The organism is Bartonella saheliensis, assembly GCF_902162175.1.
Map to the genome: position 1 here is coordinate 1 of NZ_LR607286.1, position 2,264 is coordinate 2,264.

Annotated in this window: 2 protein-coding genes; both read left to right on the forward strand. The window is 38.3% G+C overall.

Features of this window, described 5'->3' with window-relative positions; all coding sequences use genetic code 11:
* Nucleotides 1–15 precede the first annotated feature (15 nt).
* Entirely contained in the window at nucleotides 16–1,323 is a 1,308-nt protein-coding gene (gene mnmE / locus FS875_RS09675) for a tRNA uridine-5-carboxymethylaminomethyl(34) synthesis GTPase MnmE (RefSeq protein ID WP_144756196.1), read from the forward strand.
* A 111-nt stretch (nucleotides 1,324–1,434) separates the two neighbouring features.
* Nucleotides 1,435–2,264: FAD-dependent oxidoreductase (locus FS875_RS09680; RefSeq protein WP_144756199.1), on the forward strand; the 830-nt coding region annotated here is incomplete at its 3' end.

Here is a 2,264-nt window from a genome sequence, read left to right on the forward strand (position 1 = left end):
GTTAGGATACATCCTGTGGATACAATCTTTGCTGTTTCGAGTGGATTGTTGCCTTCAGGGGTTGCGGTCATTCGGCTTTCTGGTCCTCATGTTGTAAATGTTGTTAAAACGCTTTGTGGTTGTTTGCCTAAAGCGCGATTTATGCATTATGGGAACCTTACAGCTCGCGATGGTAGCTTTTTAGATGCCGCTTTAACAGTTTTTTTTCCTGCTCCTCATAGCTTTACAGGAGAAGATTGTGCAGAGTTTCATTTGCATGGAGGAAAAGCGGTTGTAAATCGTTTTCTTGATGAATTATCTACATTTTCTGGATGTCGTATGGCTGAGGCGGGTGAGTTTTCTCGTCGTGCTTTTATGGAAGGAAAATTAGATCTTGTTCAAGCAGAAGGTCTTGCTGATTTAATAGAAGCAGAAACGGAAAGTCAGCGGCGTTTAGCAGTTATGGGTGCTAGTGGGCATTTAACAGCACTTTACCGCGATTGGCGCCATAAACTTATGAAAGCACGTGCTTTTATTGAAGCAGAACTTGACTTTTCTGATGAAGCTGATGTTCCAAATTCGCTATCTGATAAAGTTTGGAAAGATGTAGAAGATCTTTGTTATTCTCTTCAAAAACATATTGATGAAGGAGAACGTGCAAGTATCTTACGTGATGGATTAAAAATTGTTATTGCGGGTGCACCAAATTCTGGAAAATCAAGTATCATGAATCGTTTAGCTGGAAGGTCTGTTGCTATTGTGACAGATGAGGCAGGAACAACGCGTGATGCTTTAGAGATGAGGCTTGTTTTTGGTGGTTTACCAGTTTTTTTGACAGATACCGCTGGTTTTAGAGAAACAGAGAACAAAATTGAACAATTAGGAATAGAAGTTGCAAGGCAGCATGTGAGAGAAGCTGATTTGGTTATTTTAGTTTATGATATGGCAAAGCCAAAGGAAATTAAATTACCAGAAACTTCAGCTGAAATATGGTGTGTTGGTAATAAACTTGACCTTTGTGAAAAAAGTGAAATTGATTTTTTTATACAGTTTTCTGCATCGACAGGTTTAAATTTTGACTATTTTATTAAGGAACTTGAGACATTTTGTTCACGTCGTGCTGCTGAAATTGGAAATCTTGTTCCGGCACGTAAGAGGCAACTTCAACTCTTAAAAGAAGCTGTTAAAGAAATTGAGGCTTCTGTAAATTACACTTCTCTTGATCTCAGTTTACGTGCAGAACATCTTCGTCGTGCTAGTGATTTTCTTGGAAAAATTACGGGTGATATAGATGTAGAAGATTTACTTGATATTATTTTTTCGGAATTTTGTATTGGTAAATAATGATTCACGTGAAACATTGATTATTTCATAGACAGATTCAAAAGATTATGTATTTTATAAGTTCTGTTTCACGTGAAACTTGAAAATAGATTCTCTATGGGATAAATTCAAATGCACTCGTATGATGTTATCATTGTTGGGGGTGGCCATGCTGGCTGTGAAGCGGCTTGTGCTTCGGCACGTGCTGGGGCAAAGACAGCTCTTGTTACACATAAAATAGCAGCATTGGGAACAATGTCGTGTAATCCCGCTATCGGCGGGCTTGGAAAAGGGCATTTGGTTCGTGAAATAGACGCCTTGGATGGTCTTATGGGACGTGCAGCAGATGCTGCTGGAATTCAATTTAGACTTCTTAATAGACGAAAAGGTCCAGCGGTAAGAGGACCGCGTACCCAAGCTGATAGACAACTCTATAAAGAAGCGATTCAAAAACTTTTAAAAGAACAGGATAATCTTATTCTCATTGAAGATGAGGTTGTTGATTTAATTGTTAAAGATAAGAATGTTTCAGGTGTTGTTTTAAAAAAACAAGGAGAAGTTTTTTCTGGGGCTGTTGTTTTAACAACGGGGACATTTTTAAATGGTCTTATTCATATTGGTGATAAAACATGGTCTGCTGGACGTATGGGAGATCAGTCAAGTGTTCAACTTGCTGAGCGTTTGAAAAGTTATGATATAAAGCTTGGGAGATTAAAAACAGGAACGCCTGCCCGTCTTAGTAAAAAGACAATTCGTTGGGAATCTCTTGCAAAACAACAAGCAGATGAGGATCCAGTTCCTTTCTCTCTTTTGACAGAAAAAATTCAACAACCACAAATTGAATGTGCAATAACACGCACAAATACACAAACACATCAAGTTATTCGTGAAAATATTCATCGCTCTGCTTTGTATTCTGGAAATATTGAAGGATTAGGTCCGCGTTATTGTCCTTCTATTGA